The sequence below is a fragment of the Pontibacterium sp. genome (assembly GCF_041587635.1).
Taxonomy (GTDB): Bacteria; Pseudomonadota; Gammaproteobacteria; order Pseudomonadales; family Balneatricaceae; genus Pontibacterium.
Window position 1 is genome coordinate 1 of sequence record NZ_JBFGYC010000486.1, and the last position, 3,054, is coordinate 3,054.

Annotated in this window: 2 protein-coding genes; both read left to right on the forward strand. The window is 50.6% G+C overall.

Annotated elements, in window-relative coordinates; genetic code table 11:
- Positions 1-505, forward strand: a 505-nt coding sequence (locus tag ABYW01_RS17895; protein WP_372835426.1) for a hypothetical protein, incomplete at its 5' end; no start/stop codon positions are given.
- An 11-nt stretch (positions 506-516) separates the two neighbouring features.
- A complete protein-coding gene (gspD, locus tag ABYW01_RS17900) occupies positions 517-2,673 on the forward strand; it encodes a type II secretion system secretin GspD (protein WP_372835429.1) in 2,157 nt (718 codons plus the stop codon).
- Positions 2,674-3,054 lie beyond the last annotated feature (381 nt).

Below are 3,054 nucleotides of genomic sequence, written 5' to 3' on the forward strand. Positions count from 1 at the left end.
CCAGGAAGATGCGACGGAAGCTCTACCTCAGCTACCCGAATATCCGCCTTTGGAAACCTTCAGTGCGATCAGCGAAAGGCCGCTGTTTAGTCAGATTCGTCGCCCTAGAGCGAAGGAAGAGGTGGTGGACACCAGCAGCGCAGCAGAACTGCAGGAAACGTGGCATCTGGTTGGCGTTATTCTTCAGGCACAGGAACCTATAGCGCTGTTTGCCGAAATAACCGGGGCAAAGCGGATGAATCTGGCTGTGGGTATGTCGTTGGATAAGAAATGGGTATTGCATGAAGTGGGGGGCGACTACGCGGTGCTGGTGGGGGATGAAGACGAAGAAGCACGCTTTGAACTCTGGAAACCCAGAGCGCGTAAAGTAGCAGCTCCGCCGAAGGGCCGTGCAGTTCAGCAACAAAATACCCAAAGCACACCAACACAGCCTGTTCCGAACAAACCGTCAGAGAAGACACGACAGGGACGTGAAACACGTTCTGACCCTGTGCGTACTAAGTGAGGAGAGTGGTGATGAACGCAATACGAGCTTCGCGATGGATGATCCTTATCTCCGCCTGTTTTTTCGTCGGTGCCTGCAGTCTGCCACCTGGTGGAAATCGCGATACGTTGGATAATCCTTGGTACCAAACTGGCGACAAGCCATCTATTCAAACTGAAAACACAGAACAAATCACCGAGAAAGTAGGGGATTCAGTGGCGGCAACGGGGCAGGCAGCCCAACCGCTTATAACCACGAATAATGAGAGGCCCTCTGAAGAGATCTACCAAGGGACCGGCCGCATGGTGAACCTGAAACCGGGCACTGCCAGTACCTTCGAGGATGGTGATATCACCCTTAATTTCCAGGATGCCGAAATTGGCGAGGTGGTTAAAACTATACTCGGTGATATTCTGGAGACAAATTATGTACTGGATGAAGGGGTTAGGGGGGCGGTGCACCTTGAAACTACACGCCCCTTACGTCGAGAGGAGTTGATTCCTACGCTGGAAAAGTTACTTCAATATAACGGTGCTGTTCTGGTAAAAACCCGCAATTTTTATGAGGTGGTGCCTGCAACGGATGCACCGGCGGGTACCTTTTTACCCCGTGCGAAACTCAGCGCGACCGACGGCTATCAGATGTTGATACTGCCCCTGCGCTACATCGCCGCATCCGAGATGATGAAAATTCTCGAACCGATCAAACCCAAACAGGGAAAACTGGAAGCCGATGCACGGCGTAATCTTCTGACCGTTGCCGGTACCCAAGAAGAACTGAATAACATCCGGGAGACGGTTGCTATCTTCGATGTCGATCAGCTTAAGGGGATGAGCGTTGGGTTATTCCGCTTACAGTCGGTAGAGGCGGAAGTTATCATTGGTGAGCTGGAAGCTATTTTTGGTGACTCCGCCGAAGGACCGTTGGCAGGCTTGGTTCGTTTTATGGCCATCGAGCGGCTAAACGCACTGTTGGTAATCACACCACAACGCAAATACCTCACGGATGTTAAAATCTGGATCACCCGGCTTGACCGCGCTGAAGATCCGCGTGGCATGAACATGTATGTCTATTATGTACAGAACGGCAAAGCGGATAATCTGGCGGATATGCTCAGCGAACTTTTTGAAGGCCAGCGCCGCAGCCAAAGGCGAAATGAAGACAACAAACAACTGGAAGCCGCTACCGGCAGAACTCAATCGGAAGACACTAAGACCGAAACTGATAGCGAACCTGCACCTGCCACCAAAGTATCTTCGCGTGACGGTGGTGAAGGATCCAGTCTGGACGTAGGGGATGTCAGCATCATCTCAGATCCGGAAAATAACGCACTGTTGATTCTCGCATCGCCAACCGACTATGAAAAAGTATTGCAGGCGATACTTAAGCTGGACATTTTACCGCTTCAGGTTCTGGTCGAAGCAACCATTGTAGAGGTTACGTTGGACGACGAACTTCGTTATGGCTTGCAGTGGTTTTTCAAATCGTCTATGGACAATAAATCCAGCCGCGGATCTGTTGGTAATCTCCCGGTTACAACACCAAGTGACCTCTTTCCAACAGCAAGCTTTGAAGTATTTGATGCGGTGGGTACACGTTTATTGCTCAACGCATTGGCGGAAGATTCCCGTCTGAACGTTATCTCCTCTCCTTCACTGATGGTTCTTGATAACCACACAGCCACCATCCGTGTGGGTGATCAGGTACCGGTGAGAACATCAGAGACCAGCAACAACCAAAGCGATAACCTCAACACCACCAGCACGATCCAGTTTAAGGATACGGGTGTACTCCTAGAGGTTACACCCCGCGTAAATGCCGGTGGCATGGTGGTGCTTGATATCAAACAGGAAGTGAACGACGTCGATGAAACCACGAGCTCCGGTATCGACTCCCCGACCATCATCCAACGTCAGATCAATACCAGTGTTGCCGTGCAGAGTGGTGAAACCCTTGTTCTTGGTGGCCTGATCAAGGAGAACAAGAATCAGAGCAGTGGCGGTGTGCCGGGTATAAGGCATATACCGGTTGTTGGCTGGTTTTTCGGCAGCGAAGGTAAGAAGGTCAGCCGGACTGAGCTGGTGGTCATGATCACACCTACCGCTGTCACGGACCGTGAAGAAGCCCGCGATGTAACCCGCGAATACCGTGAAAAGCTTCAAGGGGTTAGCTTTCCAGAAGGCTCCTGATAACGAACGCTCCAGCGCCTAAAGCAGCACCACCTTCGGAAAGGTTGGTGTTGCTTTATCCGAATAAGAATCAACAACCACTGCTCATCCATTGGTTCCCAGCTTACTCATCCTGAACTCTAACTGAATGTGTAACATTGAAATTGCGTATGTGTCCCACCCTGTAAGACAGCTGTTACACTTTCCAATACCCACAAACCTCACATGGCCTTTACTGACGTGTGCAGTCTGGTGCTCTTTGAACGCAACATTTATACCCACTGAAGGTACAGAAGTGCGTTCTAACTTCTTGTTTCGTATGAAATCTGAACTCAATAGCCTCGCCATGCCAAGCCGGTAGAACCAACCGTGGTCCATTTTTTGAGTAGATTATTCCTTTAC